Below are 25,489 nucleotides of genomic sequence, written 5' to 3'. Positions count from 1 at the left end.
CGCTGCCGGCGGCGCGCATCACCCGTCCCACTCGGCGACCCGCCGCAGTTCGGCCTCCAGAGCGCGGCCGGCGACCTCCGCTTTGAGAGCGTCCGCGTCGACATGCACCGCCACCCCGAGCCGTCCGTCGTAGGACATCGCAGCCACCCCGAAGCGCACGTTGCCCTGGATCGGCGCCACCGGCCAGGCTCGCAGCAGCGGCGCGCCGGCCAGGTGCATCCGTTGCGCAGGACCACGCACGTTCGTGACGAACAAGGCGATGAAGCGCTGCCGTCTGGCCAGCCACGCGAACGCGCGCGACCCCAACCTGCTGCGGGTCAGCTCGAAGGTGCCCTGCGCCCGCGCCGCGTCCTTGGCGGTCCGGGTCACGGCGCCGATGAGCCTGATCCGCCGGCCGATGTCGTCCACCCCGCTCGGGAGGGGGGCGAGCATCACGCCGACCGCGTTGCCGGAGGAACCCCGCTCGGCCAGCGCGACGGGGACGCTCGCCGGGAGAACGTCCGGCACCGGATGGCCGTCCGCCCGCAGCGTCGCTTCGACGGAGCCGGCGACCGCCGCGAGCAGGACGTCGTTGACCGTCGCGCCCTGCGCCCTCGCGGCCGCGGCGAGCGGCTCGACCGGCACGTCGACGAGCGCCACGCCCCGGTGCCCTCCGATCGGGCCGAGGAGGACCGTGCGCGGGACGGTCGCCCGGAAGACAGCGGTCGTCCGTGCGACGGAGGCCGCCAGCGTGCGCAGCCGGTCCCGGCCCCGGGTGCGCGGGCGGGTGGGCCGGGGAGAGTGCGATCCCGGCCGGGGCGACTGCGCGGACGGCGCCGCACGGGACCGCTCCTCGGGCTGCGCATCCGCGCCGAACAGATGTCCGACGAGGGAGACGGCGCCCACGCCGTCGGAGACGCAGTGGTGCAGCCTGAGGACGACGCCCGGTCCTGTGGCGGTGGCGCCGGGGACGACGAGCAGCTCCCACAGCGGGCGGTCGAGCGGGAGCGGTGTCGTCATCGACTCGGCAACGAGCGTCGCGAAGCCCTGCTCACCTGCGACCGGCTCGGTGCGACGGACGTGCCACGTCAGGTCCGGCTCGCAGCCCTCCCAGACCAGCGGCCGCGGGTGCAGACGCACCCGCTGGGTGAAGCGAACCAGGTCGCCGGCGCCTGAGGCGGACGGCTCGATACGCTCGCGGATCGCCGCCCGCAGCAGGTCGAGGTCGACGTCGTCCGGGCCGCGAACGAAGCCGCCCACGCCGAGGTGCCCAGCCATGAGGAACGAGTTGACCTGGTCCGGTGAGTCGATCTCGATGTTCGACGCGTCCGCGGCCGACAGCCGCTCGGGGAGTGCGGTCGCCATACCGTCGATCGTGCTCCCGGCGCTCGGCGAGGTCAACCGCACCGGCTCACGGGCACACCGTCGGCACCCGAACGTAGTCTTGTCCCATGTCGACGACCACCGCCCCGGCGCGGCCTCGGGTCAGCACCCCGACCGTGCTCGGCGGCGCGATCGCGGTCGGCCTGGGTGTGCTCGTCGCCGGGCTGCTCGCGACCGGCTCGACGGAACCGCCCACCCTGGGGGACCCAGGCCCGCTCGTGCGCTGGGGCTTGCCGGTCACGACCCTCGTGTGGCAGCTGGCCGCGTTCACCACGGCCGGCCTGCTCGGCCTCGCGGCGTTCCTCATGCCGGAGCGTGGCAGCACGCAGCGGCGCGCCACGGCGGTTCGGTATGCGGTGCGCGCCGGCGTCGTCTGGGTCACCGCCGGCGCCCTGACGGTTCTCCTCACCTTCGCCGAGCTCGTCGGGGCACCGCCGAGCTCGGGCCAGGTGCTGACCCAGATCGGCTCCTTCGTCTTCAGTCTCGAGCTCACCCGGGTCCTGGCGATCTCCACGCTGAGCGGGCTCGTCGTCACGGTCGGCGCATCGTCGGCGACGTCGCGCGCGGCTCTGGCCTGGCTGACCTTCCTCGCGATCTTCGGTGTGGTCGTCACGGCGCTGACCGGCCACGCCGCGAACGCGGTCGGTCATGAGGAGGCGGTCAACGCGATGGGCTTCCACCTGCTCGGCCTCACGGTCTGGGTGGGCGGGCTGATCGGGCTGGTCCTCATGCGCCCGCATCTGCTCGAGCCGGGACGAGGTGCCGACCTCGCCGCCACCGTCGAGCGCTATTCCGTGCTAGCGCTGTGGTCCTACGTCGCCATCGCCCTGTCCGGGATGCAGAGCGCCTGGCTGCGGATCGGTGGCCTCGAGGGGGTGACCAGCGCATACGGCATCCTCGTGCTCGTCAAGGTGGGCATCATCGCGGTGCTCGGTGCGATCGGCTGGCAGCAGCGCCGATCGATCGTCGGCCGGCTGCGCTCCTCCGAGCAGGCCCGGGGTGCCTTCGCCCGGCTCGTCACCGTCGAGGTGACGCTGATGGCCGCGGCGACGGCGCTGGGGGTCGCCCTGTCCCGGGCGGTTCCCCCGGACCTGCGTGAGGTCCCGCCGGCGGATCTCGTCACGACCCTGTCCGGCTACCCCGACCCGGGGGCGCCCACGACGGCCGACTGGTTCCTCTCCTGGCGGATCGACTGGCTCCTGACGACCATCGCCCTCGTGGCGATCGGTCTCTACGTGGCCGGGGTGGTGCGCCTGCGCCGCCGCGGTGACCACTGGCCGTGGTTGCGCACCGCCGTCTGGATCGCCGGGTGGCTGCTCTTCATCTACGCGACGAGCGGCGCTCCCGGCATCTGGGGTCGTGTTCTGTTCTCAACGCACATGGTCATGCACATGCTCGTCGCCATGTTTGTGCCGTTGCTCCTCGTGCCGGGCGCGCCCGTGACCCTCGCCCTCCGCGCACTCAAGCCGCGGCAGGACAAGACGTGGGGACCGCGCGAGCTGATCCTCCAGATCGTCCACTCCCGCGCCAACCGCGTCCTGACCAACCCGGTCGTCGCGGCGATGCTGTTCTTCGTCTCGCTCGCCCTCTTCTACTACTCCCCGGCGTTCGAGCTCGCCCTGACGACGCACACCGGGCACCTGCTCATGATGGCCCACTTCCTCATCACCGGATACCTCTTCACGTGGGTCCTCATCGGCATCGACCCCGGCCCGCGCCGCTGGCATCCGCTGGTGCTGCTGACGATCCTGTTCGTCACGGTCTCGTTCCACGCATTCTTCGGCGTCATCCTCACCGGCACCGACACGCTGCTCGCGGCGAACTACTTCGCCAACCTAAACCTGCCCTGGCTCACCGACCCGCTCGCCGACCAGCACACGGCGGGCGAGATCGCCTGGGGGGTTGGCGAGGCGCCCACCCTGATCCTCGCTCTGCTCGTCGCAGTCAACTGGGTCAAGAGCGATCGGGCGGAGACCCGCCGCAAGGACCGTCAGGCCGACCGCGACGGCGACGCCGAGCTGGCGGCCTACAACGCGATGCTCGCCGAGCGCAGGAGCGGCGGCGGGCGGACGGGAGGCGGGCGGTGACCTCACCGCTGCGCGTCAGCCTGGTCCAGCTCGGGTATGCGGACGGCGAGTCGGTCGCCGACCGCACCTCCCGCGTCTCCGACCTCGTGCGCTCGGTCTGCTCCGGTTCCGCCGGCGATGCTCCTCATCTGGTGATGCTGCCCGAGCTGTGGCCGCAGAGCGGGTTCGGCTACCAGCTGTGGGACGAGCTGGCGGAGCCGGTCGACGGGCCGACCGCCGAGGCGATGAGCGCCCTCGCGCGCGAATGCGGGATCCTGCTGCATGCCGGCTCGATCGTCGAGCGGCTCGCGGAGCCCGGAGTCGAGGGCAAGCAGCTGTCCAACACCTCGCTCGTGTACGCCGCCGACGGGGAGCAGCTCGCGGTCTATCGCAAGGTCCACCGCTTCGGCTTCGGGGCAGGAGAACCCCTCCTCATGGAGGCCGGCGAGGTCATCGTCGGCCTCACCCTGCCGACCGGGCACCACGCGGCGCTGTCGACGTGCTACGACCTGCGCTTCCCCGAGCTCTACCGCGCCCAGCTCGACGCCGGTGCCGAGGTCTTCCTCGTCCCAGCGGCGTGGCCGGCGGCGCGGGTCGAGGCCTGGAGCACACTCGGCCGGGCCCGGGCCATCGAGAACCAAGCCTTCCTCATCGCGGGGAACACCGCCGGCACCCACGCTCGCACGCCGATGGGCGGCCGTTCCCAGGTCGTCGGCCCGATGGGACAGGTGCTCGCCGAGGCCGGGACCGGGGAGGAGATCCTCGACGTCGTCATCGACCTCGACGAGGTGGCAGCCGCGCGGGAGGCGTTCCCCGTACTCGCCGACCGGCGACTCTGACCGCTCGGGCGACCACCGCATACCGTCCGGCGGCTGCGGTCCCGCTCGCGCGACCTTTGCTCCGCGGATCGCGGGACCTTCCGCTGATCGTCGGACATAGCGGTCCCACCAGGGAGCAAGAGTCTCGGACCGGAGGATTCGTTGCGGTACCGCGCTTCCGGGTCACGAGTCTCACGGGCCGTCCGCACCTCCGCCCCCGAAGCGTCAGTGCAGGTCAGGAGAGATTCTGGGGTTACGCTGGGGCGTTCTGTTCCCAGATCTCCTCAGGAGGAGATATGTACATCGGACTCGGAGTGGTCCTCATCGTCCTCGGCGCGATCTTCGCCTTCGACGTCATCACCGTCGACATCCCCGGCGTGAGCGAGAACATGCTCGGCTGGATCCTCATCGCCGGCGGTCTGCTCGCCATCGCCCTCTCGTTCGCGATGCGCGGTCGCCGCGCCGGCGGCTACAGCACGACGCGTGAGTCGCACGTCGACCCGAACACCGGGTCGCGCGTGGACCGCACGGACGTCGACCCGCGCTGACGCAGGTCGCACGTTCGCACCGACGGCGCGGACGCATACCCCAAAGGGAGTGTGCGTCCGCGCCGTTCGTCGTCCGGGCTGCTCCAGAGCGCGCGGGCGCTCAGCCCTCGCTCGGTGCCGCCGCGACCGCGGAGTCCCGCTCCGAGTACGCCGACCCCTTGCGCAGCTCGACGTGCGGCAGGAGCAGCAGGACGAGGAAGCCCACGACCATGACGCCCGCGCCGACGAGGAACACGGTGTCCATCGCTTCGGAGAACCCGATGAGGAACGGGCGGGCGAGCCGCTCGTCCAACTGGCTGAGGAACGAGCTGTCGTCGAGGATGCCGCTGCTCGCCGCGGCGTTGGAGCCGCTCGCCTGGGCCTGGGCCAGCTGGGCGGCGAACTCGGCATTGGCGGGGTCGCGCAGGGCAGCCTGGTAGTCCGCGGTCCCCGACAGCCGCTGGGTCGCCGCCGCGATGGTCTCCGGCAGGCGGCCGAACAGGATCGAGAGGAACACCGCGGTGCCGATGGTGCCGCCGATCTGCCGGGTGAAGGTCGCCGTCGAGGTCGCCACGCCGATCTGCTGAGGGGGCACGGCGTTCTGGACGGCGAGGGTGAGCGGCTGGAAGTTGAAGCCGAGTCCGACTCCGAAGAACACCATGATGATCATCGTCTGCCACAGCGGAGTGTCGTAGGCCACCCAGCCGAACGCGAACAGCGAGACGGCCAGCAGGGCTCCGCCGATGATCGGGAAGTGTCGGTAGCGACCCGTTCGCGAGATGAGCTGGCCCGAGAACACCGAGCCGAACATGATGCCCAGGGTCATCGGCAGGAGGAGCAGTCCGGCTTCGGTTGGCGTCGCACCCTTGACGATCTGCAGGTAGAGCGGGATCGACGCCAGTCCGCCGAACATCGCGATGCCGATGAGCACCGACGCCACCGACGCCACGCCCACGGTCCTGTTGCGGAACATCCTGAGCGGCAGGATCGCCTCCTCGCCCATCCGCCACTCCTGCCAGAGGAAGGCCAGAGCCGCCAGGCCGCCGACGACGAAGGCGGCGATCGAGCGCGGCGAGTCCCAGCCCCACTCGCGTCCCTGTTCGAGGACGAGCAGGAGGGGGACGAGGGCGAGCGAGAGCAGCACGGCGCCCGCCCAGTCGATGCGGTGGTCGAGACGCTGGTGGCGCAGGTGCAGCGTGCGTCGGACGACGAGGAGCGCGACGATGCCGATCGGCACGTTGACGAGGAAGACCCACCGCCAGCCGTCGATGCCGAGCAGGGTCTCCTGACCGGCGAAGAAGCCGCCGATGACCGGACCGAGCACCGAGGAGGTGCCGAACACGGCGAGGAAGTAGCCCTGGTACTTCGCCCGCTCGCGCGGCGGGACGATGTCTCCGATGATCGCGAGGGCGAGTGAGAACAGGCCGCCCGCTCCGAGGCCCTGGACGGCCCGGGAGACGGCGAGGCTCTCCATCGACGTCGCGAAGGTGCAGAGCACCGAGCCGAAGATGAAGATCGTGATCGCCGTGGTGAAGAGGCGCTTGCGCCCGTAGATGTCGCCGAGCTTGCCGTAGAGCGGCGTGACGATCGTCGAGGTGATGAGGTATGCGGTGGTCGCCCACGCCTGGTGCTGCAGACCCTGCAGGTCGTCGGCGATCGTCCGGATCGCCGTCGCGACGATCGTCTGGTCGAGTGCGGCGAGGAACATCCCGGTCATGAGCCCGAGGAGGATCGTCACCACCTCGCGGTGGGTGAGCTCGGTCGCCGGCGTCGTGGGGGCCGGCTGTGCCGCGGCGCTCATGAGATGCCGTCCTGCGGGCCGCCGAGGTGGTCCTGGAGGGAGTCGCCGAACCGGGCGAGAAGGTTCGTCAGCGCGGTGAGGTCCTCGTCGGGCCAGTCACCGACGAGTCGGCTGAGCCACTCGTCGCGGAGCCGCCGATGGGTGGCGATGATGTCGCGACCGTCCTGTGTGAGCGTCAGCACCTGGGCTCGTCGGTCCTCGGGGTCGGGGGTCCGGTCGACGAACCCGGAGCGGATGAGCCCAGCGACCTGCCGGCTCACGGTCGAGACGTCGGAGTGGATGGTGTCCGCGATCTCGCTGACCCGCTGTGGCTCTCGCGAGAGGACGAAGAGGATCGGGAAGGCCGAGCTGTCGAGCCCCTCTGCGGGTCCGGGCCACCGGCTGCGGGCGGCCTGCATGAGCTTGAGGACCCGCACGAGCTCGTCGCCCAGTCGGGGGGATATGGTTGGTTGCACCATGCAACTATAAGTCGCGTGCAACCCGTGCGCCAGGGGCGTACAACCCGTGCGCTAGGGACGGCGGATCGCCTCAGGGGGTGACGGCGAAGTGGGCGACGAGCGCCGCGGCCGTCCCGAGATCTCCGGTCGCCGTCCACGGGAAGCCGCCGGCCTCGCCCATCGGGACGCGTCCAGCGCCGAGCCGTCCCATCTCCCGGGTGCCCAGCGTGAGCACGCACCGCGCGTCCTCGTCCGACACGTCCTCGAGCACTCCGCGGAGCCTCCCGTCGACCTCCGCCACGCGCGCTCCCTGTCGGCCGGTGACCGGTCCGCTCAGCTCGACCACGACCGACTCTCCCACCGGCACACCGGCGCGTACGACGACCCGGCCGAGCGCCGCATACAACCTCGACATGGCGATCGACGCGGCCGGTGAGTCGAGGCCGCCGGGCTCGCCGAGGGTCTCGCGCAGGTCCTGCTCGTGGGTCCAGATGTCGAAGCAGCGGATCGAGAGGACGTCCCCGACGGTCGACATCCCGAACGGTCCGGGCTCCCGGGCCTCGAGCGTGAGTCCCGATGTGCGCCAATGGCGCACGCGCCTGTCGATGGCCGACTCGAGACGGTCGCACAGGTCGGCCAGCGACATCCCGCGCCGGGACTCGACGAGCTGCTCGATGAACCCTCCCATGTCGCTGCGCACGTGCTCAGGCCGGCCGATGTCGACCTGCGGCGGCGGTTCGCCGAGGAACATCGACTCCAGCGACTCGACGTGCGCGACCTGCGCGAAGACGTCCCAGCCGGGGCACGGCGTCGGGTCGCCGGCCCGCTCGGGTGGACAGCCGCGGCCCAGCGCGAGGACCGCACGCGCCGTCTGCTCGTATGCGGTGGCCAGGCCCGCCAGGTCCATCGGCGGGGCGGGTGAGACGTGGGCGAACGACATGACCCCCAACCTAGCCATGAGCGGCGGGGTCGGGGGCCATGTGAGTCCGGTCGGGGGCGACCGGACGGGAGGCGTGTGTCAGAACGCTGACTCGGGCACGTCCATGAGCTCGTTGTCGGTGACCTCGGCCATCGCGCGCTCGGCGGCGAGGCGGGGCAGCACCTGGCGGGCGTAGAACTTGGCGGCGGCCACCTTGCCGGTGTAGAAGTCGCGGTCCTTCTCGCTCAGGCCGTCCCGCTCAAGCGCGTCGAGCGCGACCTCGGCCTGACGCAGCAGCAGCCACCCGACGACGAGGTCGCCGGCCGAGAGCAGGAAGCGGGTCGTGTTCTGGCCGACCTTGTAGAGGTTGCGGACATCGCCGCCCTCAGCGCGCGGGTCGGACTTCATGAGCTCGCCGACCATGAAGCCGAGGATGCCCTGGACGCTTTCGAGCGCCTCGCCGAGCAGACCCTTCTCGCGGTCGAGCGCACCGCCATGGCTGCCCATGTCCTTGGCGAGCTCCTGGATCTGGTTGGCCAGGAGGCCGAGGGACTCCGCCTTGTCCTTGATGATCTTGCGGAAGAAGAAGTCCAGGCCCTGGATGGCCGTCGTGCCCTCGTAGAGCGTGTCGATCTTGGCGTCGCGGACGTACTGCTCCACCGGGTAGTCCTGGAGGAACCCGGAGCCGCCGAAGGTCTGGAGGGACTCGGTGCCGAGCAGCACCCAGGCGCGCTCGGAGCCGAGGCCCTTGACGATCGGCAGGAGGAGGTCGTTGACCCGGCTCGCGATCTCACCGGGGGTGCCGCGCTCGAGCTGCTCGGAGCCGGTCTCGAAGCGGGCCAGATCGACCGCGTCCTGCTGGGTCGCGGTGTAGAGCACGAGGGAACGCAGACCCTCGGCGTAGGCCTTCTGCAGCATGAGGCTGCGGCGCACGTCGGGGTGGTGGGTGATCGTCACGCGCGGGGCGGACTTGTCGGTCATCTGCGTCATGTCGGCGCCCTGGACCCGGTCCTTGGCGTAGGACAGGGCGTTGAGGTAGCCGGCCGAGAGGGTCGCGATGGCCTTGGTGCCCACCATCATCCGGGCGTTCTCGATGACGTGGAACATCTGCGCGATGCCGTCGTGGACGTCGCCGTAGAGCGTGCCGATGGCGGGCCGCTCGCCGCCGAAGGTGAGCTCGCACGTCGTGCTGACCTTCAGGCCCATCTTCTTCTCGACGTTGGTCACGTAGACGCCGTTTCGCTCGCCGAGCTCGCCGGTCTCGAGGTCGACGTCGTACTTGGACAGGACGAAGAGGCTCAGACCCTTGGTGCCCGGGCCGGCGCCCTCGGGGCGGGCGAGCACGAAGTGGACGACGTTGTCGACCATGTCGGACTCGGCACTGGTGATGAAGCGCTTGACGCCCTCGATCCGCCACGTTCCGTCGCCGTTGTCGATGGCCTTGGTGCGGCCGGCGCCGACGTCGGAGCCGGCGTCGGGTTCGGTCAGCACCATCGTGCAGTGCCAGTTCTTCTCGACGATCCAGTGGGCCAGCTTCTTCTGGTCCTCGGTGCCGTAGCGCTGCAGCAGGGCCGCGAAACCGTAGGAGGCGGCGAACATCGCGACGGCCGGGTTGGAGCCGAGCATCATCTCGTTCATCGCCCAGCGGAAGCTCGGCGGGGCGACGGTGCCGCCGAGCTCGGCGGGCACGTCGATGTTCCAGAAGCCCGAGTCGCGGTATGCGCGGAAGGACTTCGCGAACGACTCCGGCATCGTGACGTGCTGGGTCGCGGGGTCGTAGACGGGCGGGTTGCGGTCGGCGTCGGAGAAGGACTCGGCGAGCTCGTTCTCGGCGAGCCGGGCCATCTCCTTGAGCATCTCCCGAGCGGTGTCGGTGTCGAGCTCCTCGTAGGGGCCGTGGCCCAGGAGCTCGCCGCGGCCGAACACCTCGAAGAGGTTGAACTCGATGTCGCGCAGGTTGGCGGTGTAGTGGCCCATCTGGGCTCCTTCCAGGGCAGGACGACAGCGCCCGTGACTAAGCGCTTGCTTAGTCCAGTGTCGTCCCGCGCCGAGCCGGGCGGCAAGAGTCCGCGATGTGGCGTGCGCAACATTCGGCTGTGGCGCGGTGGTGCCAGGGGAGGCGGACAGCCCTCGTTCGGCGCCACCCACTGCGGGTGTCAGGCCTGCAGAGCCGCCTCGATGTCCTCGGTGAGGTCGGCGGGGTCGGTCTGCGGCGCATACCGCTCGATGACCTGACCGTCACGGCCGACGAGGAACTTCGTGAAGTTCCACTTGATCCGGTCCCCCAGCAGTCCGCCCTTCTCCGACTTCAGCCACTCGAAGAGGGGGTCGGCGTCGGAGCCGTTGACGTCGACCTTGGCGAACATCGGGAACGTCACGCCGAAGCTCGTCTCGCAGAACGCGGCGATCTCGTCCTCGGTGCCGGGCTCCTGGCCGCCGAACTGGTTGCACGGAAAGCCGAGCACCGCGAAGCCTTCGTCGCCGTAGGTCTGATGCAGCCGCTCGAGGCCGGCGTACTGCGGGGTGAAACCGCACTGGCTCGCCGTGTTGACGACGAGGACGACCTGGCCCGCGTAGTCGGAGAGGGGCTTGTCGGTCCCGTCGATCGTGCGGGCGGTGAAGTCGGTGAGACTGGGCATGTGGGCTCCCGAGAGGTATGTGGGGGTGGCGGGGTGGGGGACGGACTCCGAGCATCGTCCTCGATGTCCACGGCGCCGCCCAACTCGGCGACCGCCCATGAGGGCTGGGCGGCTTCGGGAAGAAAACGACAGGTATGGGAAGCAAGACTCCCTTCCCGAAGGTGGGGTTTTCTTCCCACGGAAGAAAAGGCTCCCGCCGGGGGCCTCAGCGCAATGGGTCGAACGGACGCAGCGCGTCGGGCGTGCGGCCGGTGACGACCTGCTCGGCGAGCAGGCGGCCGGTGACGGGGCCGAGAGTGACACCCCACATCCCGTGTCCCCCGGCGACGAAGACTCCGGACGCCTCGGTCGCGCCGATCAGCGGCAGCCCGTCGATGGTCACCGGGCGCGAGCCGACCCATTCGTCGCGCCGTGAGTCGAGGTCGACGCCCTGCAGCAGCGGTCGCACCGAGTCGACGATCGCGGTGACGCGGCGGTGGTCGAAGCGGGCATCGGGTCGGCGCAGCTCCATCATCCCGGCGACCCGCACCCGGTCCCCGAGCGGCGTCACGGCGACCCGTGCCGTGGGCAGATAGACGGGCACCTCCGGCACCGGGTCGGCGGCCACGCTGAACGAGTAGCCGCGCCCGGCCTGCACCACGCGCGTGACCCCGAGCGGCGCGCAGAGCCGTCCGAGCCAGGCGCCGGTCGCGACGACGACGGCGTCGAAGCGACCGCCTCCTTCGGCAGAGCCCTCGGCACCACCGACCTCGACGACCACGCCGTCCGGCCCCGACCGCACCCCGACGACCTCGGCCCCCTCGACGACCGAGCCACCCCTCGCCCGGACGGCGTCGGCGAGGGAGTGGACATAGGTCACCGGGTTGATGAAGCGCTGGCCCCGCACGAGCACCGCCGCCTGGATCGAGTCGGCGAGCACGGGGGCGAGCCGCCTCGCGACCTGGCCCGACACGAGCTCATAGGCCACGGTGCCGCCCACCTCGGCGATGTGCTCGAGCTCGTCGGTCAGCGGCCCGGCCTGCGCCACGCGGGGGAAGGCCGCGACCACCGGGTCGGCCCGGAGCACCTCGCCCGAGACGCCCTCCGCGCGGAGGTGGTCGAACGCCGGGAGCGCCTCGCGCACGAGCGGCAGCAGGCTGCGCATCGACTCCTGCCAGCGGGCGTGGGTGCTGTGCCGCAGGAAGCCGGCCATGAACCGGGCGAGGTTGCGGTCGGCGGCGAGGGGCGCATACACGGGCGACTTCGGCGAGACCAGGGCGCGCAGGCCGTACCGCAACAGGGCCGGCTCCGGCAGCGGCGCGACGAACGCGGGCGTCAGCCACCCGGCGTTCCCCCACGATGCCCCGGCCGCGACCCCCTCCCGGTCCAGGACCGTGACCTGCACCCCGTGCTCCTGCAGGTGCCACGCGGTGGCCAGACCGACCATGCCCGCCCCGACGACGGCGACCGACTGCACGCTGCCCATCCGTACATTCTCGTCGCCGTGGCAGCGCGATGGGGTGGCGGGGTGACAGAGTTGTGGGATGCGCGCCGAGGACGTCGACATCGCCGGACTTCCCGAGGACTACACGGCGGCCCGCCCTCGCGCGGACGATGCGGCCGAGGTGGCGACCCTCCTCGCCGAGCACGAGCGCCGTGGCAAGGGCTCGTCGTCGGCGAGCGAGGAAGGGGTTCTGACCACGCTCACCGGCATCGGTTCCTGGACCCGCCGTCAGGCGCTGGTCCGCGAGCGCTCCTCGAGCCGGATCGTCGCGTGGCTGTCGGTCCACGACCGGGCCGCCGGGCGCACCATCGTCGACCTCCTCGTCGACCCCGACCTCGCCGCCGGTGCAGCGGACGAGCTCGCGGCCGAGCTGTTCCGAGCGGCCGAGCGCTATGCCCGTGACATCGCCGCGATGCGCACGCTGCGGTGGACCGTCCTCGACTCCGGTGCCTACGAGTCCGACGAGCGCCAGCAGCGCTTCCTCCTCGAGGCCGGCTACGAGCACGTGCGCACGTGGCTGCAGATGTCCCGCCCGGTCGGCGCCGAGGAGGCGCACTCCATGCCCGGTCCGCGGGAGGGCGTCACCGTGCGCCGCGTCGAGCAGCACCCCGACGGTCTCCCCGTGGCCCAGGACCTGCAGGCCGTCCACCAGGTGCTCGAGGAGTCCTTCGCCGACCACTTCAGCTCCTACCGGGAGAGCTTCCCGGAGTTCGTCATGCGCCTGCGCGAGGACGCCGGGCACCGGTGGGACCACTGGTGGCTGGCCACCGTCGAGACCGACGAGGGGACCTTGCCCGCGGGGGCGCTCGTCTCGTCGGTGATCGGTCCCGACGCCTCCGGGCGGGAGGGGAGCTACGTCGACTACATCGGCGTCCATCGCCGAGCCCGGGGCCGTGGCGTGGCCAAGGCGCTCCTGCACACGGTCATCGCGGACGCGGCCGAGCGGGGCCGGGGCCGGGTCGGTCTGGAGGTGGACGCCGACAGCCCGACCGGGGCCGACGGGCTGTATGCGTCGCTCGGCTGGGAGACGACGTACCGGACCCAGTCCTGGCACCGCAACCTCGCTGTCGACGCGCCGGCTCAGCGGGGTGAACCGGGCCCGGATGGCGAGCCGTCGTGAGGCCCGGTGACCAGGCACGCCAGGTCGTGCGCTGGGGGCTGGCCCACGGCATCCCGGACCTGATCTTCCGGCGGGCCGCCCGCCGGGGCGACCTCCACGGACGGCTCGTCATGACCGCCATGCACGGCCGGGCCGACGAGGTCTGGCCGATCGTCGAGGAGGTCCGCGCGGCCGGCCCGCTCGTGCGCTCCGGTCTCGCGTACGTCACCGCCGACCACGCCGTGTGCAAGGAGGTGCTGTCCTCGCCGGACTTCCGCACCGGAGCACCCGACGCGCGCGGCTCGATGGAACGTCTCAACCGCCTGTCGGCCTCGCGCTGGATCAACCCCATGCAGCCGCCGTCGCTGCTCGTCACCGAACCCCCGGACCACACCCGCTACCGCCGCCTCGTGACGAAGGTCTTCACCCACCGGGCCGTGCTCGCCCTGCGTCACCGGACCGAGGAGATCGCCGCGGACCTCCTCGACCGGATGCCGGCCGGCGCGGCGCCGGTGGACCTGGTGCGCGCATACTGCAGCCGCCTGCCGCTCACCGTGATCTGCGAGATCCTCGGCGTCCCCGAGCACGACCGAGACCTCGTCCTGCGGCTCGGCTCGACCGGCGCAGCCAGCCTCGACCTGGGGCTGCCGTGGCGGGAGTACCGCGTCGTCGACGGGGCCTTGCGCGACTTCGACCGGTGGCTCGGCGAGCACCTCGAACGGGTGCGCCGCGAGCCCGGCGACTCGCTGCTGCATCATCTGGCCCGCGCGAGCGAGGACGGTGTCGCGCTCACCGACCTCGAGCTGCGCTCGACGGCGGGACTCGTCCTCGTCGCGGGCTTCGAGACGACGGTCAACCTGCTCGGCAACGCGATCGTCCTGCTCACCGAGAACCCCGGCGAGCTCGACCGGCTGCATGACGAGCCCGAGCTCTGGGCGAACGCCGCCGACGAGGCGCTGCGGGTCGACCCGCCGGTCCTGTTCACCGGGCGGTTCGCCGTGCGCGACACGACCTTCGCCGGGCGCCGGGTGCGGGCGGGTGCGGCGGTCCTCACCGTGCTCGGGGGCGCGAACCGCGACCCGCAGGTCTTCCCCGAGCCCGCCCGCTTCGACGTCGCCCGGGCGAACGCGCGCGACCATCTCGCCTTCTCCGCCGGCCGGCACCATTGCCTGGGCGCCCAGCTCGCCCGGATGGAGGGCGAGGTCGGGCTGCGCACGCTGTTCGGGCGCTACCCCGACCTGGACCTCACGCCCGGCGCCCGTCGCCGCGGCACCCGGGTCCTGCGGGGGTATGCGGTGCTCCCCGCCGCGCTCGGCGCACCCGTCCGCAGCGGCTGAGGACGGCGACACCTCCTGCGCGCGACGGACGGCTCAGCGGTGGTCATCGTCGCCCATAGCCACCGCTCAACCGTCCGTCGCGGGTCACCGGCCCGGGTCGGCGTGAGGAACGACGCCGTCCGGAACCGTCCGATCGGTGCGTTCGGCGCGCCGTTCCCGGCGAAACGGCCCATAGTGGTGTCATGACCTCGGCCCACGATCCTGCCGTCGTGCCGGGTCGGGGCACCACCCTGTTCCGGCACCACGACTTCCGCCAGGTCTGGATGGGTGACACCGTCTCCGTGTTCGGCGTGGAGATCGTCGGGTTCGCCGTGCCGATCATCGCCGTCACGGCGCTGGCCGCGACGGAGTTCCAGATGGGGCTGCTCGCGACGGCCCAGATGCTGGCCTTCCTCCTCATCGGCCTGCCCGCCGGCGCGTGGGTCGACAGGATGCGCAAGAAGCACGTGATCATCCGCGGGGACCTGCTGCGCGCCGCAGTGCTGCTCACCCTCCCTGCGGCCTGGATGCTGGACGTGCTGTCGATGACCCAGCTCTACGTCGTCGTGTTCCTCGTCGGCTGCATCACCGTGTTCTTCGACGTCGCGAACCAGTCCTACCTTCCCGAGATCGTGCCCCCCGAGCAGATCTCCGAGGGCAACGCCAAGCTCAGCGCGAGCCAGCAGACCGCCCGGGTCGCGGGCCCGACGGTCGCCGCGTGGCTGGTCCGGGTCGTCGGCGGGCCGTGGGCCGTCGGGGTCACCGCGGTCTGCATGGGACTGTCCGCGCTCTTCGTCAGTCGTGTGCGAACCCCCTCGGCCCGCCCGAACCCAGCCACCCGCGAGCCGCTCGTGCAGGAGATCCGCGCCGGCCTCGCCTTCGTCGTCCGCCACCCGATCCTGGTCCGGATCGTCGCATCGACCGGCCTGTCGAACTTCGCCAGTGCGGTGACCACGACCCTGTTCGTCCTGTTCGCCCTCCGGGAACTGGGCATCAACGAGACCGACCTCGGGCTCCTCTTCAGCGTCATGGCGATGGGCGGGATCCTCGGCGCGGTGGGCTCGGACCGGTTGGGCCGCCTGGTCGGCGAGGGCCGGGTCATCCCGCTCTCGCTCCTCGCTGCCTCGACCGCCATGCTCACCGTGCCACTGTCGGCGTCGGTGGCCTCCCCGATGCCGGTGCTGCTGGTCGGCGTGTTCCTCAGCGGTGGGCTGATCGTCGTCTACAACGTCAACCAGGTCAGCTTCCGTCAGCGCCTGTGTCCGCCGCGACTGCTGGGTCGGATGAACGGCTCGATCCGGTTCCTCGTCTGGGGGCCCATCCCGGTCGCGGCGTTCCTCTCGGGCGTGCTCGGCGAGGCGTTCGGCGCCCTGACGACCATGTGGATCGGCGCGCTCCTGGGTCTCGTCTCCTCCGCGCCCGTCCTGCTCTCTCCGCTCAGCCGGATGCGTCGCCTCCCCCGCTCGCTCGACGCCCTCGCGAACGAGCGCAGCGGCTGACGCACTCGATCCCCATCGATCCCACGGCGTCCGACATCCCAGCCACCTCGGGTCCGCGGCCGTCAGCCGCTCTCGGCGCGCAGTGGCACCCTGGAGGGATGAACTGGGGCTTCGACAACACCTACGCCCGCGACCTGCCGTGGTTGGGAGCGGCCATGGCGCCCGTTCCCGTCCCCGAACCGACCCTGCTCTACCTGGGTGAGAGTCTCGCCGAGGATCTCGGGCTCGACCCGGGGTGGCTGGCCGGGCCGGACGGGGTGCGGGTCCTCGCCGGCAGCGCCGTTCCGGAGGGGGCGGAGCCGGTCGCCCAGGCCTACGCCGGGCACCAGTTCGGCTTCTTCAGCCCGCGCCTGGGGGACGGACGCGCGCACCTGCTCGGCGAGGTGGTCGACCGCGCCGGCCGGCGGCGCGACATCGCGCTCAAGGGCTCGGGGCGGACGGTCTTCTCCCGCGGTGGGGACGGGCGTGCCGCGATCGGGCCGGTGCTCCGCGAGGTCATCGTCAGCGAGGCGATGTCCGCGCTCGGCGTCCCGACGACCCGGGCTCTGGCGGCGGCCGCGACGGGTGAGCAGGTCTGGCGCGACAACGGCCCCGAACGGGGGGCGGTGCTCACTCGCGTCGCCGACTCGCACCTGCGGGTCGGGACGCTGGAGCTGGTCCGCACCCAGGGCTCGGTCGAGCAGCTCCGGGACCTGGTCGACTACGTCCGTCGGCGGCACTATCCGCACCTCGAACCCGGCGACGTCTGGGGCTTGTGGGACGAGATCGCTGCTCGCCAGGCGGACCTCATCGCGCAGTGGATGTCGCTCGGCTTCATCCACGGGGTCATGAACACGGACAACATGGCCCTGTCGGGAGAGACGATCGACTACGGACCGTGTGCCTTCATGGACCGCTACGACCCCGACACCGTCTACAGCTCCATCGACACCGCGGGCCGCTACCGGTACTCCGCCCAGCCCTCCATCGCCGGGTGGAACCTCGCCCGCCTGGCCGAGTCGCTCCTCCCGCTCGTCGGGGGCGACCCGGACGAGGCGGTCGAGACCGCCACCGAGCGCGTCAACGGCTTCGCCGAGAGGTATGCGGTGGCCTTCCGAGCACACATGTCCCGCAAGCTCGGGCTGGGACACGTGACCGACACCGACGAGGTCGACCGGCTCGTCGGCTCGCTGCTCGAGACGATGCGCCGTCGGTCGCTCGACTTCACCGGGACGTTCCGGTCGCTGTCGCGCTCAGTGCGCGACGGTGGGGCTCCGGTGGGCCTCGAGGACTGGGTCGACGCGTGGCGTCCGCTGCTCACCCGGCCCGAGGAGACGGCAGCGACGATGGACGCGGTGAACCCCGCATACATCCCGCGGAACCACCTGGTCGAAGCGGCCCTGGACGCAGCAAGACAGGGCGACCTGCGGCCCTTCGACGAGCTCGTCGCCGTCCTGCGCGAGCCGTTCGTGGAACGTCCGGGGCTCGAGCGCTACGCGGAGCCGGCGCCGGAGCGGTTCGCGGCGACCTACGTGACCTTCTGCGGGACCTGACTGGGAACGGTCCCGGTCACGGGACGCGGGAGAGGCGGTCCATCACGCGCTCGCTGATGTCGGTGAGCGCGTGCATCTCCCCGTCGCTCATCCCCTCGAAGAGGAGGGCGCGGACGTGCTCGACATGAGCCGGAGCGGCCTGCTCGATGGCCGCGCGACCCACCGGGGTCACGGCGACGTACGAGCCCCGGCCGTCCTCGGGGCAGCTGCTGCGCTCGATGTGACCGCGCGCCTCCATTCGCTTGAGGTGGTGCGAGAGACGGCTGCGCTCCCACTGCAGTAGGTCGGCGAGCTCGGAGATCCGGGCCCGGCCGTCGGGGGCGTCGGTCAGCTGGACGAGAACGGCGAAGTCGGCGTACGAGAGGTCACTTGAGTCCTGCAGCGCTTTGGCGAGGTGGGCGTGCAGCTGGGTGTTCATGCCGAGGAGCGCGCGCCAGGCGCGCTGCTGGTCGGGGGTGAGCCATTCCGTCATGTGTCCAGCATACGGAATAGTTGACACATCATCAAACCTTGGTGCACTATGTAGGTGACAGGTCAACCACTTGGACCTCCACCCAGGACAACCAGAACACCTCCGAAAGGAACTCCCATGAGCACCGAGGCCATCACCCCCACCACCCTCGACACCCTCCAGGGCACCTGGACCATCGACACCTCGCACTCGAGCGTCGGCTTCGTCGCCCGCCACGCGATGGTGACCAAGGTCCGCGGCGCGTTCAACGACTACTCCGGCACCGCCGTCGTCGGCGAGTCCCTCGCCGACTCGCGCGTCGAGGTCGAGATCGACGCCAACAGTGTCGACACCCGCAGCGCCGACCGCGACGCCCACCTGCGCAGCAACGACTTCTTCGGCACCGAGGACCACGCGAAGATCACCTTCGTCTCCACCTCCGTCGCCAAGACCGGTGACGACTCCTTCGACCTCACCGGCGACCTCACCATCAAGGGCACGACCAAGTCGGTGACCATCCCCTTCACCTTCGACGGTGCCGCGACCGACCCGTTCGGCAACGCCCGCGCCGGCTTCTCCGGCTCGACCGTCGTCAACCGCAAGGACTTCGGCCTGACCTGGAACGCCGCGCTCGAGACCGGTGGCGTCCTGGTCAGCGAGAAGGTCACCCTCGAGTTCGACATCTCCGCGATCAAGACCGCCTGATCCCACCCCGATCAGGACTCCGACCGCATCGCCGGTCCTCCTCGACGCAGCGCCCGGGCCCGAACGGCCCCGGGCGCTGTGCTGTGTCGGGGGAGGGCCGGCGCGACGGTCGCTCCTGCGTTGGACAGCTGCTCTCCCGGGCGACAAAACCTCCGACGCGCGACCGATATTGCTCCTCGGGTTCGGCGGAGCAAGGGTCCCGTAGCGGAGGAAGCGTCTCCCACAGGCGTGCACGGGCCTACGGTGGGGTATGGCCAGGTTGCCGCTCTTCCCCCTCGGGACGGTGCTCTTCCCCGGCTCGCCGTTGCCGCTGCAGGTCTTCGAGCCGCGATACGTGCAGCTGCTGCGCGACCTCGCCGAGCGACAGCCCCGCGAGCGGGTGTTCGGGGTCGTCTCCCTCCAGCGCGGCAACGAGGTCGGCGCCGATGGCCACCCCGTCCTCGCCCCGACCGGCACCACGGCACGGCTGACCAGCATCCGCAGCGCCCAGGGCGGCCCCACCGGCGTCGTCCTCGTCATCGAGACGGTCGGGTCGGACCGGTTCCGCCTCGAGTCCTTCGACGCCACCGACACCCCCTACTACGTCGGCGAGGTCACCTGGCTGGAGGACTCGGCAGCCGACCCCGAGGAGCTGGCGCGGGCAGCGGCCGAGGCGACCCGCGCATACGACGAGTACGTCATCGCGGTCGGCGACGACGACGACCCCGTCGCGGGGGCACCGCCGGCCCGTCTCGCCTACCAGCTCGCCACGTCCGCCGCGCTGCCGGTGTCCGACCGTCAGGCCGTGCTCGACGAAGCTGATCCGGTCCGGCGCCTGCGTCTCGTCACCCGCCTGCTCCGCCGAGAGGCGCTGCTGGTCGGCGGGCTGCGGCTGGCGCCCACCGACCGGCAGAACTTCGCGCCCCCGAGCCGGAACTAGTCTGTCCAGAGTGCGTATGCGCGGGCCGGCCCTCGCGGCGACCCTCGCCGTGGGCTTGGCGCTGGCCGGGTGCGCCACGCCCGCCGACGCGCCGACGTCGACCCAGAGATCCGCGACCACGGAGGTGCCGGTGAGCCAGACGCCCGCGCAGTCGACCACGACGCCGACCACGCCTACGCCCACGCCGACCCGGGCGACGCCGACCGAGCGGAGCGAGCCCTCGCTCGTCGGCGATACGGCCAACGCGTGGGCGTTCACGCCCGTCGACGACCCGGGCGCCGTCGTCCTCGAGGGGTCGGTGACGCGCCAGCGCGCCTGGTCCACGTCGAAGGTGCTCGTCGCGGCGGCCTTCCTCGAGGACGTCGTCGACGGGGACCCGACCCGCCTCGACGAGCAGCAGCGCGCGTGGGTCGCCCGCGCCCTGAGCGAGTCGGACATGGACTCGCTGCTGGCGATGCGTCGCGCGATCAGCGGTGACCGCGGGGAGCGGATGACCGCGATCCTGCGCTCCGTCGGTGACGAGCGCACCATCGCGCCGGCGGACCGCGAGGGGACGATGGAGTGGCGCGTGGAGGACCAGGTGCTGTTCATGGCGGCCCTCGCCCGGGGTGAGGTGGTCTCTCCGGCGACCAGCGCATACCTCATCGCGGCGATGCAGCCGGTCGAGTCGCAGAGCTGGGGGCTGGGCGGCGTCGGGGCGGCGGCGGTCAAGGGCGGCTGGCTGACGCCGACGACGGAGACCCGGCAGATGGGCCTGCTGGACGGGTATGCGGTGGCCGTCATCAGCGACGCCGTCGGCCCCGCGGTGCTCCAGAGCGACGGGGACGACGCGCACGTCGAGCAGCTGGACCGCCTCGCCGCGATGCTCGCCGAGCGACTCGGCGCGGGCTGAGGCGACGGCCCGGACACATTCGGCGGTGTGCCGGGTCAGTCGTGGATCGGCTGCTTCGGCAGCTTCTTGACCCGACGGCGACGGCGCCTGCGGTCCGGGATGAGGTCGCGCATCTCGTCGAGCTTGCCGAAGCAGAGCAGTCGGTCGCCGTCCTCGAGCTTGCGGTTGCCGCGAGGGTTCGGCATGACCGTCGTGCCCCGATGGAGGGTGAGCACGCTGATGTCGCGGTCCCGCAGCCCCGACTCACCGAGCGTCTTGCCGACGAGGTCCGCACCGGCGTGGACGACGAGCTCGGCCACGCCGTAGCCCGTCGAGACCGTCAGTCGCTGCCGCACGTCGATCTCGGGGAAGCCGACCTGGTCGGCGATGTAGTCGATCATCGCCCCGGCGACGTCGAGCCGGGTGGCCGACTCGATGCCCTCGAGGCCGGGTGAGGAGTTGACCTCCATGACGAGGGGGCCGTCGCTGCCCTCGAGCATGTCGACGCCGGCGATCCGCAGCCCCATGATCTGCGCCGACCGCACCGCCACCTCCTCATAGGCCGGGTCGAGGGTGACCGCCTCGACCGACCCTCCGCGGTGCACGTTCGAGCGGAACTCGTCGCCCTGTGCCACCCGCCGCATCGCCGCCACGACCCGGTCGCCGACGACGATCGCGCGGATGTCTCGACCCCGGCTCTCCTTGACGAACGCCTGGATGAGCACCTGCTGGTTCGTGCCGTGCAGCGTCTCGATGATCGCCTCGGCGATCTTCAGCTCCGGGGCGAGGATCACGCCGATCCCCTGGGTGCCCTCGAGGAGCTTGATGACGACGGGCGCACCACCGACCATCTCAATCGCGGGAATGACGTCGGCCCGGTTGCGCACGAACGCGGTCGCGGGCATCCCGATGTTGTGCCGGGACAGGATCTGGGTCGCGCGCAGCTTGTCCCGGGAGTTGGCGATGCCGTTGGCGGTGTTCGGCGTGTAGACGTCCATCTGCTCGAACTGGCGCACGACCGCCGTGCCGAAGTACGTCACCGAGTTGCCGATCCTCGGCAGCACGGCGTCATAGGTCGACAGCGGCCGGCCGCGGAAGTGCAGGTCCGGCTCCGGCCCGGACAGGTCGATCGCGAATCGCAGCGTGTTGAGCACCTTCACCTGGTGCCCGCGGTCGAGGGCGGCGGCGCGCAGACGCTGCGTCGAGTAGGACCGGAGGGCACGCGAGAGGATCGCAAGCTTCATGAAGGACCTGACGGGGGAGTGGGCGAGCGGATGACAGGATGGGGCCGTGACTGCGCCGTCCAATGTACCGACCGGGGCGACGGTGGTCGGGTGGCGGGAGTGGGTGCGGATGAGCGCCCTGGGCGTGCCGTGGGTCAAGGCCAAGGTCGATACCGGCGCCAAGACCTCCTCACTGCACGCCTTCGACCTGCAGGAGTACGTGCTCGACGGCGAGCGCCGGGTGCGCTTCCACATCCACCCGTGGCAGGCGAGCGACGAGGACGCGGTTCCGGTCGACCTCCCCGTGCTCGACCGGCGCCCCGTGCGCAGCTCCTCGGGTCACGTCGAGGAGCGCTACGTCGTGCAGCTGCGGATGACCTTGGCTCGCCGCCGCATCACCGCGGAGGTGACGCTCACCGACCGGGACGAGATGGGGTTCCGGATGCTCATCGGCCGCGAGGCGCTCGCCCAGGGCTTCCTCGTCGATGCGCGGCAGTCGTATGCGGGTCCCCGCCCCAAGCGGTCGACGCGGCGGAGGAACTGGGGCCGGGCCTAGGCGCGCCCTACTCCAGCCGCAGCCGCGCGACGGCCTCCCCGTCGTCGTACTCACCGGTGGGCACGAACCCGAGCCGGAGGTAGAAGGGCTCGGGCCCACCCTTGGCCTGCACCCAGCTCGTCCGCAGCGTACGGTGCCCTTGCTCGCGCAGGTGCTCGACGATCATGCCCATGACGCGCGCCCCGATGCCGCGGTGCTGGTGGCGACGGTCGATGAGGAGCCGCCAGAGGTACGGCTCGGCGACGGCCGGGTCGACATCGGTCCACATGACGAACCCAGCCCGTTCGCCGTCGGCCTCGATGCCCCGGAGCACTGCCGCTACCCGCCTCCCGTCCTCCTCCCCGAACATCGCGTCGCCGTACGACTGCGCGACCGGGGCGACGAACCTCTGCTGCGATCGATGGGTCCGCACACTCCGGTGCGCCCACTCGTTGTCGTCGGTGAGCTCGACCAGTCTGACCTCGCGCGGAGCCTGCCTCGGTCGGTCCCGCCACTCCCGCCACCCCTCGGCGCTCAGGGCGTAGACGAGGTTGTCGTCCCAGGTCCCACGCCACCAGAACGAGCGGGGAGCGAGTGACTCGAACTCGAACCCGGCCCGCTCGAGCACCCGCGCCGAGGCCTCGTTGAGCGGTGAGAGCTGGGCGAAGACCCGGTGGACGCCGAGGCGACCCACGAGGTCGGCGACGACCGCGGAGACGGCCTCCACCGCATACCCCTGACCCTGGTGCTCCTTCGCCAGGGTGAAGCCCATCTCGGCCACCCCGCCGTGCTCGTGCAGCCCGACGTAGACGTCGCCGATGAGCCGGCCGTCGCGCTCGATCCCGATCTGCGTCCCCGTGCCCGGTGTGATGTCCACCCGACCGGCGTGCTCGGCCACGAGCCGCTCGGCCCGCTCCCGCGGGTAGGGCAGCTCCCAGTCCTGCAGCGCTGCGACCTGCGGGTCGTTGCGGTATGCCGTCAGCGGATCGATGTCCCCCTCGCGCACCGGGCGCAGCACGAGCCGCTCGGTGCGCAGCGGGTATGCGGTGGTCTGGTCCGTGATCGTTGCCGCCTCGTCCTCCATCGCCTCATCCTGTGGCCGGTCCCCGCGAAGGGCAAGCGAATTCCCGCGGCTGCGGATCCGGACGCGGTGCGGGTGGCAGGATGAACGCGTGAGCCCCCGCCGGACCCCGCGCCCTTCGTTCGGCATCGGGTCCATCCGGGTGCGGCCCGGCCACAGCCGCGAGCTCGAGATCCCGATCACGACACTCGTCACCGGGACGACGGTGAGCCTTCCGGTTCGCGTGATCCACGGTCGCGAGGACGGGCCCACGGCGTGGATCGACGCGGCGATCCACGGCGACGAGGTCGTCGGGGTCGAGGTCGTGCGTCAGGTGATGAGCCGACTCTCGGCGCGCACGTTGCGGGGGACCCTCATCGCGGTGCCCATCGTCAACGTCTTCGGGTTCACCGCCGGCCGGCGCTACCTGCCGGACCGCCGGGATCTCAACCGCAGCTTCCCCGGATCGGCGCGCGGCTCGCTCGCCGCCCGAATCGCACATCTGATGATGACCGAGGTCGTCGACAAGTGCAGTGTCGGAATCGACCTCCACACCGGCTCCGACCGCCGGTCCAACCTGCCCCAGATCCGGTGCGATCTGGACGATCCCGAGACCCGGGCGCTCGCCGAGGCGTTCCACGCCCCGGTCATGTACCACGCTCGGCTGCGGGACGGGTCGCTCCGGTACGCCGCACGCGAGCGGGGTGCCCGCGTGCTCCTCTACGAGGGCGGTGAGGCCTGGCGGATGGACGACTGGGCGGTCGAGGCGGCCGTGGACGGGGTCCTGCGGGTGCTGGCGCATCTCGACATGGTCGACCCCGGCGTCGCGCCACCGGCCCCGGAGACGCCCTCGCTCGTCAGCCGCCGCAGCGGATGGGTGCGGGCGACGACGACCGGCATCCTGCACACCGAGGTCGAGCTCGGCGACGTCGTGCGCGAGAGGGACCGCCTCGGGTCGCTGACCAACTCCTTCGGCCGGACGCTGCGGGTCGTCCGCGCCGACCGTGACGGCATCGTCATCGGCCGCACCGAGGCGCCCCTGGTCAACCGGGGCGACGCGATCGTGCACATCGCCGAGGTGGAACGGCCTGTCGAGACGTCGACCGGCGAGGACGTCTCCGACCCAACGGAACTCGCGGCACCGGACGAGGCCGCGGCAGTGGAACGGAACAAGGAGCAGCCATGACCCAGAAGATGGGCCTGCGGGAGTACATCGACTCGCTCAAGGAGGAGGGGTACACCGTCGGCAACCGCGAGGGCGAGGACGCCATCCTGCTCCGCCCCGATGGGAGCGCGGTCGAGACGTGGCGGGAGGACTATCCCTACGACGAGCTCATGGACCGCGAGGAGTACGAGCAGGAGAAGTACAAGCTGCAGGTCGAGCTGCTCAAGTTCCAGTACTGGTCCGAGGACGAGGGGCACAAGCACGTCATCGTCTTCGAGGGTCGGGATGCCGCCGGCAAGGGCGGGACGATCAAGCGGTTCATGGAACATCTCAACCCGCGCGCGGCGAGGGTCGTGGCGCTGACGAAGCCGTCGAACACCGAGCACGGGCAGTGGTACTTCCAGCGCTACATCCAGCGGTTGCCCACGAGCGGCGAGATGGTGCTGTTCGACCGGTCCTGGTACAACCGGGCCGGGGTCGAGCGGGTGATGGGGTTCTGCACCGACGAGGAGTACGAGGTGTTCATGGGACAGGCGCCGACCTTCGAGCGGATGCTCATCGAGGCCGGCATCACGGTGACCAAGCTGTGGTTCTCGGTGACGCAGGACGAGCAGCGCACCCGCTTCGCGATCCGCCAGATCGACCCGGTCCGTCGGTGGAAGCTCTCACCGATGGACCTCGAGAGCCTGGACAAGTGGGAGGCCTACACCGCCGCCAAGGAGGCGATGTTCGAGCGCACGGACAAGCGGTATGCCCCGTGGCTCTCGATCAAGAGCAACGACAAGAAGCGCGGCCGGGTCAACGCGATGCGCGCCTACCTCAACCAGTTCGACTACGCCGGCCGCGACGACTCCGTCGTCTATCCGGCGGACGACAAGATCGTCCGGCGAGCGAAGACGGCCGTCGGCGACTGACATAGGGCGCCGCGTGGTGTCAGGCGGGGTGTGCTGCCCGCGTTCGGCACCACGCGGTGGTGGGGTCGGTGGGGGTGTGGTGTCGGGCGGGGTGTGCTGCCCGCGTTCGGCACCACGCGGTGGTGGGGTCGGTGGGGGTGTGGTGTCG

23 protein-coding genes are annotated in these 25,489 nt (G+C 71.2%); 13 read left to right on the top strand and 10 right to left on the bottom strand.

The features are described 5' to 3' along the window. Window positions 1-18: 18 nt before the first annotated feature. The gene (locus GA707_RS10815) at window positions 19-1,344 is read right to left on the bottom strand and encodes a wax ester/triacylglycerol synthase domain-containing protein (protein WP_152178445.1); all 1,326 of its coding nucleotides are present in this window, start codon (window positions 1,342-1,344) and stop codon (window positions 19-21) included. 86 nt (window positions 1,345-1,430) lie between these two features. Between GA707_RS10815 and GA707_RS10810 the strand changes: the two genes are divergently transcribed. The 3 genes from GA707_RS10810 to GA707_RS10800 all read left to right on the top strand — a co-directional run bounded on the left by GA707_RS10810 (window position 1,431) and on the right by GA707_RS10800 (window position 4,794). Beyond that, window positions 1,431-3,449 (top strand): cytochrome c oxidase assembly protein, encoded by a 2,019-nt coding sequence (locus tag GA707_RS10810; RefSeq protein ID WP_152178444.1) that lies wholly within the window; start codon window positions 1,431-1,433, stop codon window positions 3,447-3,449. After that, window positions 3,446-4,267: a carbon-nitrogen family hydrolase gene (locus GA707_RS10805; RefSeq protein WP_226963720.1), complete on the top strand. Its 822-nt coding sequence runs from the start codon at window positions 3,446-3,448 to the stop codon at window positions 4,265-4,267. Before GA707_RS10810 ends, GA707_RS10805 begins: the two co-directional genes overlap by 4 nt. Before the next feature lie 275 nt (window positions 4,268-4,542). Beyond that, on the top strand, window positions 4,543-4,794 hold the full coding sequence (locus GA707_RS10800; RefSeq protein WP_152178443.1) for a DUF6458 family protein: 252 nt from the start codon (window positions 4,543-4,545) through the stop codon (window positions 4,792-4,794). A gap of 100 nt (window positions 4,795-4,894) precedes the next feature. On the opposite strand, the gene GA707_RS10795 is transcribed toward GA707_RS10800, so the two are convergent. From GA707_RS10795 to GA707_RS10770, 6 genes are all read right to left on the bottom strand, one after another. Continuing rightward, window positions 4,895-6,574: an MDR family MFS transporter gene (locus GA707_RS10795; RefSeq protein WP_152178442.1), complete on the bottom strand. Its 1,680-nt coding sequence runs from the start codon at window positions 6,572-6,574 to the stop codon at window positions 4,895-4,897. Then, the gene (locus GA707_RS10790; protein ID WP_193315284.1) at window positions 6,571-7,029 is read right to left on the bottom strand and encodes a MarR family winged helix-turn-helix transcriptional regulator; all 459 of its coding nucleotides are present in this window, start codon (window positions 7,027-7,029) and stop codon (window positions 6,571-6,573) included. Before GA707_RS10790 ends, GA707_RS10795 begins: the two co-directional genes overlap by 4 nt. 73 nt (window positions 7,030-7,102) lie before the next feature. Then, window positions 7,103-7,951 (bottom strand): maleylpyruvate isomerase family mycothiol-dependent enzyme, encoded by an 849-nt coding sequence (locus GA707_RS10785; protein ID WP_193315283.1) that lies wholly within the window; start codon window positions 7,949-7,951, stop codon window positions 7,103-7,105. Between the two features lie 78 nt (window positions 7,952-8,029). Further along, window positions 8,030-9,907: an acyl-CoA dehydrogenase gene (locus GA707_RS10780; protein WP_152178439.1), complete on the bottom strand. Its 1,878-nt coding sequence runs from the start codon at window positions 9,905-9,907 to the stop codon at window positions 8,030-8,032. Window positions 9,908-10,086: 179 nt separating this feature from the next. Next, on the bottom strand, window positions 10,087-10,569 hold the full coding sequence (locus tag GA707_RS10775) for a glutathione peroxidase (protein ID WP_152178438.1): 483 nt from the start codon (window positions 10,567-10,569) through the stop codon (window positions 10,087-10,089). A 205-nt stretch (window positions 10,570-10,774) separates the two neighbouring features. Further along, a complete protein-coding gene (locus GA707_RS10770; RefSeq protein ID WP_226963719.1) occupies window positions 10,775-12,034 on the bottom strand; it encodes an FAD-binding oxidoreductase in 1,260 nt (419 codons plus the stop codon). A 58-nt stretch (window positions 12,035-12,092) separates the two neighbouring features. Between GA707_RS10770 and GA707_RS10765 the strand changes: the two genes are divergently transcribed. From GA707_RS10765 to GA707_RS10750, 4 genes are all read left to right on the top strand, one after another. Next, window positions 12,093-13,172, top strand: a complete 1,080-nt coding sequence (locus tag GA707_RS10765; protein ID WP_152178436.1) for an N-acetyltransferase — start codon at window positions 12,093-12,095, stop codon at window positions 13,170-13,172. Then, a complete protein-coding gene (locus GA707_RS10760) occupies window positions 13,169-14,488 on the top strand; it encodes a cytochrome P450 (protein WP_152178435.1) in 1,320 nt (439 codons plus the stop codon). Before GA707_RS10765 ends, GA707_RS10760 begins: the two co-directional genes overlap by 4 nt. A 182-nt stretch (window positions 14,489-14,670) precedes the next feature. Beyond that, window positions 14,671-15,966, top strand: a complete 1,296-nt coding sequence (locus GA707_RS10755; RefSeq protein ID WP_152178434.1) for an MFS transporter — start codon at window positions 14,671-14,673, stop codon at window positions 15,964-15,966. 98 nt (window positions 15,967-16,064) lie between these two features. After that, a complete protein-coding gene (locus GA707_RS10750; RefSeq protein ID WP_152178433.1) occupies window positions 16,065-17,498 on the top strand; it encodes a YdiU family protein in 1,434 nt (477 codons plus the stop codon). A 16-nt stretch (window positions 17,499-17,514) separates the two neighbouring features. Here GA707_RS10750 and GA707_RS10745 read toward each other — a convergent pair whose 3' ends face one another. Then, window positions 17,515-17,970, bottom strand: coding sequence for a MarR family winged helix-turn-helix transcriptional regulator (locus tag GA707_RS10745; protein ID WP_152178432.1), 456 nt, complete (start codon window positions 17,968-17,970; stop codon window positions 17,515-17,517). Between the two features lie 117 nt (window positions 17,971-18,087). On the opposite strand from GA707_RS10745, the gene GA707_RS10740 reads away from it, so the two are divergent. The 3 genes from GA707_RS10740 to GA707_RS10730 all read left to right on the top strand — a co-directional run bounded on the left by GA707_RS10740 (window position 18,088) and on the right by GA707_RS10730 (window position 20,465). Beyond that, window positions 18,088-18,654, top strand: a complete 567-nt coding sequence (locus GA707_RS10740) for a YceI family protein (protein ID WP_152178431.1) — start codon at window positions 18,088-18,090, stop codon at window positions 18,652-18,654. Between the two features lie 250 nt (window positions 18,655-18,904). Then, a complete protein-coding gene (locus GA707_RS10735; RefSeq protein WP_152178430.1) occupies window positions 18,905-19,573 on the top strand; it encodes an LON peptidase substrate-binding domain-containing protein in 669 nt (222 codons plus the stop codon). Window positions 19,574-19,583: 10 nt separating this feature from the next. Then, window positions 19,584-20,465, top strand: coding sequence for a hypothetical protein (locus GA707_RS10730; RefSeq protein ID WP_152178429.1), 882 nt, complete (start codon window positions 19,584-19,586; stop codon window positions 20,463-20,465). 35 nt (window positions 20,466-20,500) lie between these two features. On the opposite strand, the gene rimK is transcribed toward GA707_RS10730, so the two are convergent. Beyond that, window positions 20,501-21,688, bottom strand: coding sequence for a 30S ribosomal protein S6--L-glutamate ligase (rimK, locus tag GA707_RS10725; protein WP_152178428.1), 1,188 nt, complete (start codon window positions 21,686-21,688; stop codon window positions 20,501-20,503). 46 nt (window positions 21,689-21,734) lie between these two features. Between rimK and GA707_RS10720 the strand changes: the two genes are divergently transcribed. Continuing rightward, window positions 21,735-22,223, top strand: a complete 489-nt coding sequence (locus tag GA707_RS10720) for a RimK/LysX family protein (protein WP_226963718.1) — start codon at window positions 21,735-21,737, stop codon at window positions 22,221-22,223. Between the two features lie 7 nt (window positions 22,224-22,230). Here the strand turns inward: GA707_RS10720 and GA707_RS10715 are convergent, their stop codons facing one another. Beyond that, on the bottom strand, window positions 22,231-23,286 hold the full coding sequence (locus GA707_RS10715; RefSeq protein WP_193315282.1) for a GNAT family N-acetyltransferase: 1,056 nt from the start codon (window positions 23,284-23,286) through the stop codon (window positions 22,231-22,233). A gap of 88 nt (window positions 23,287-23,374) precedes the next feature. Here GA707_RS10715 and GA707_RS10710 point away from each other — a divergent pair, with 88 nt between their 5' ends. Both GA707_RS10710 and ppk2 read left to right on the top strand, forming a co-directional pair. Beyond that, window positions 23,375-24,448: a succinylglutamate desuccinylase/aspartoacylase family protein gene (locus GA707_RS10710; protein ID WP_370460038.1), complete on the top strand. Its 1,074-nt coding sequence runs from the start codon at window positions 23,375-23,377 to the stop codon at window positions 24,446-24,448. Further along, window positions 24,445-25,341 (top strand): polyphosphate kinase 2, encoded by an 897-nt coding sequence (gene ppk2, locus GA707_RS10705; RefSeq protein ID WP_152178425.1) that lies wholly within the window; start codon window positions 24,445-24,447, stop codon window positions 25,339-25,341. The genes GA707_RS10710 and ppk2 overlap by 4 nt, the downstream gene beginning before the upstream one ends. Window positions 25,342-25,489: the final 148 nt, after the last annotated feature.

Source organism: Nostocoides sp. F2B08, from assembly GCF_009184895.1.
In the GTDB taxonomy this organism is placed as follows: Bacteria; Actinomycetota; Actinomycetes; order Actinomycetales; family Dermatophilaceae; genus F2B08.
The sequence above is the reverse complement of the archived record's forward strand: the minus strand, read 5'-3'. Positions and strand labels throughout refer to the sequence as shown.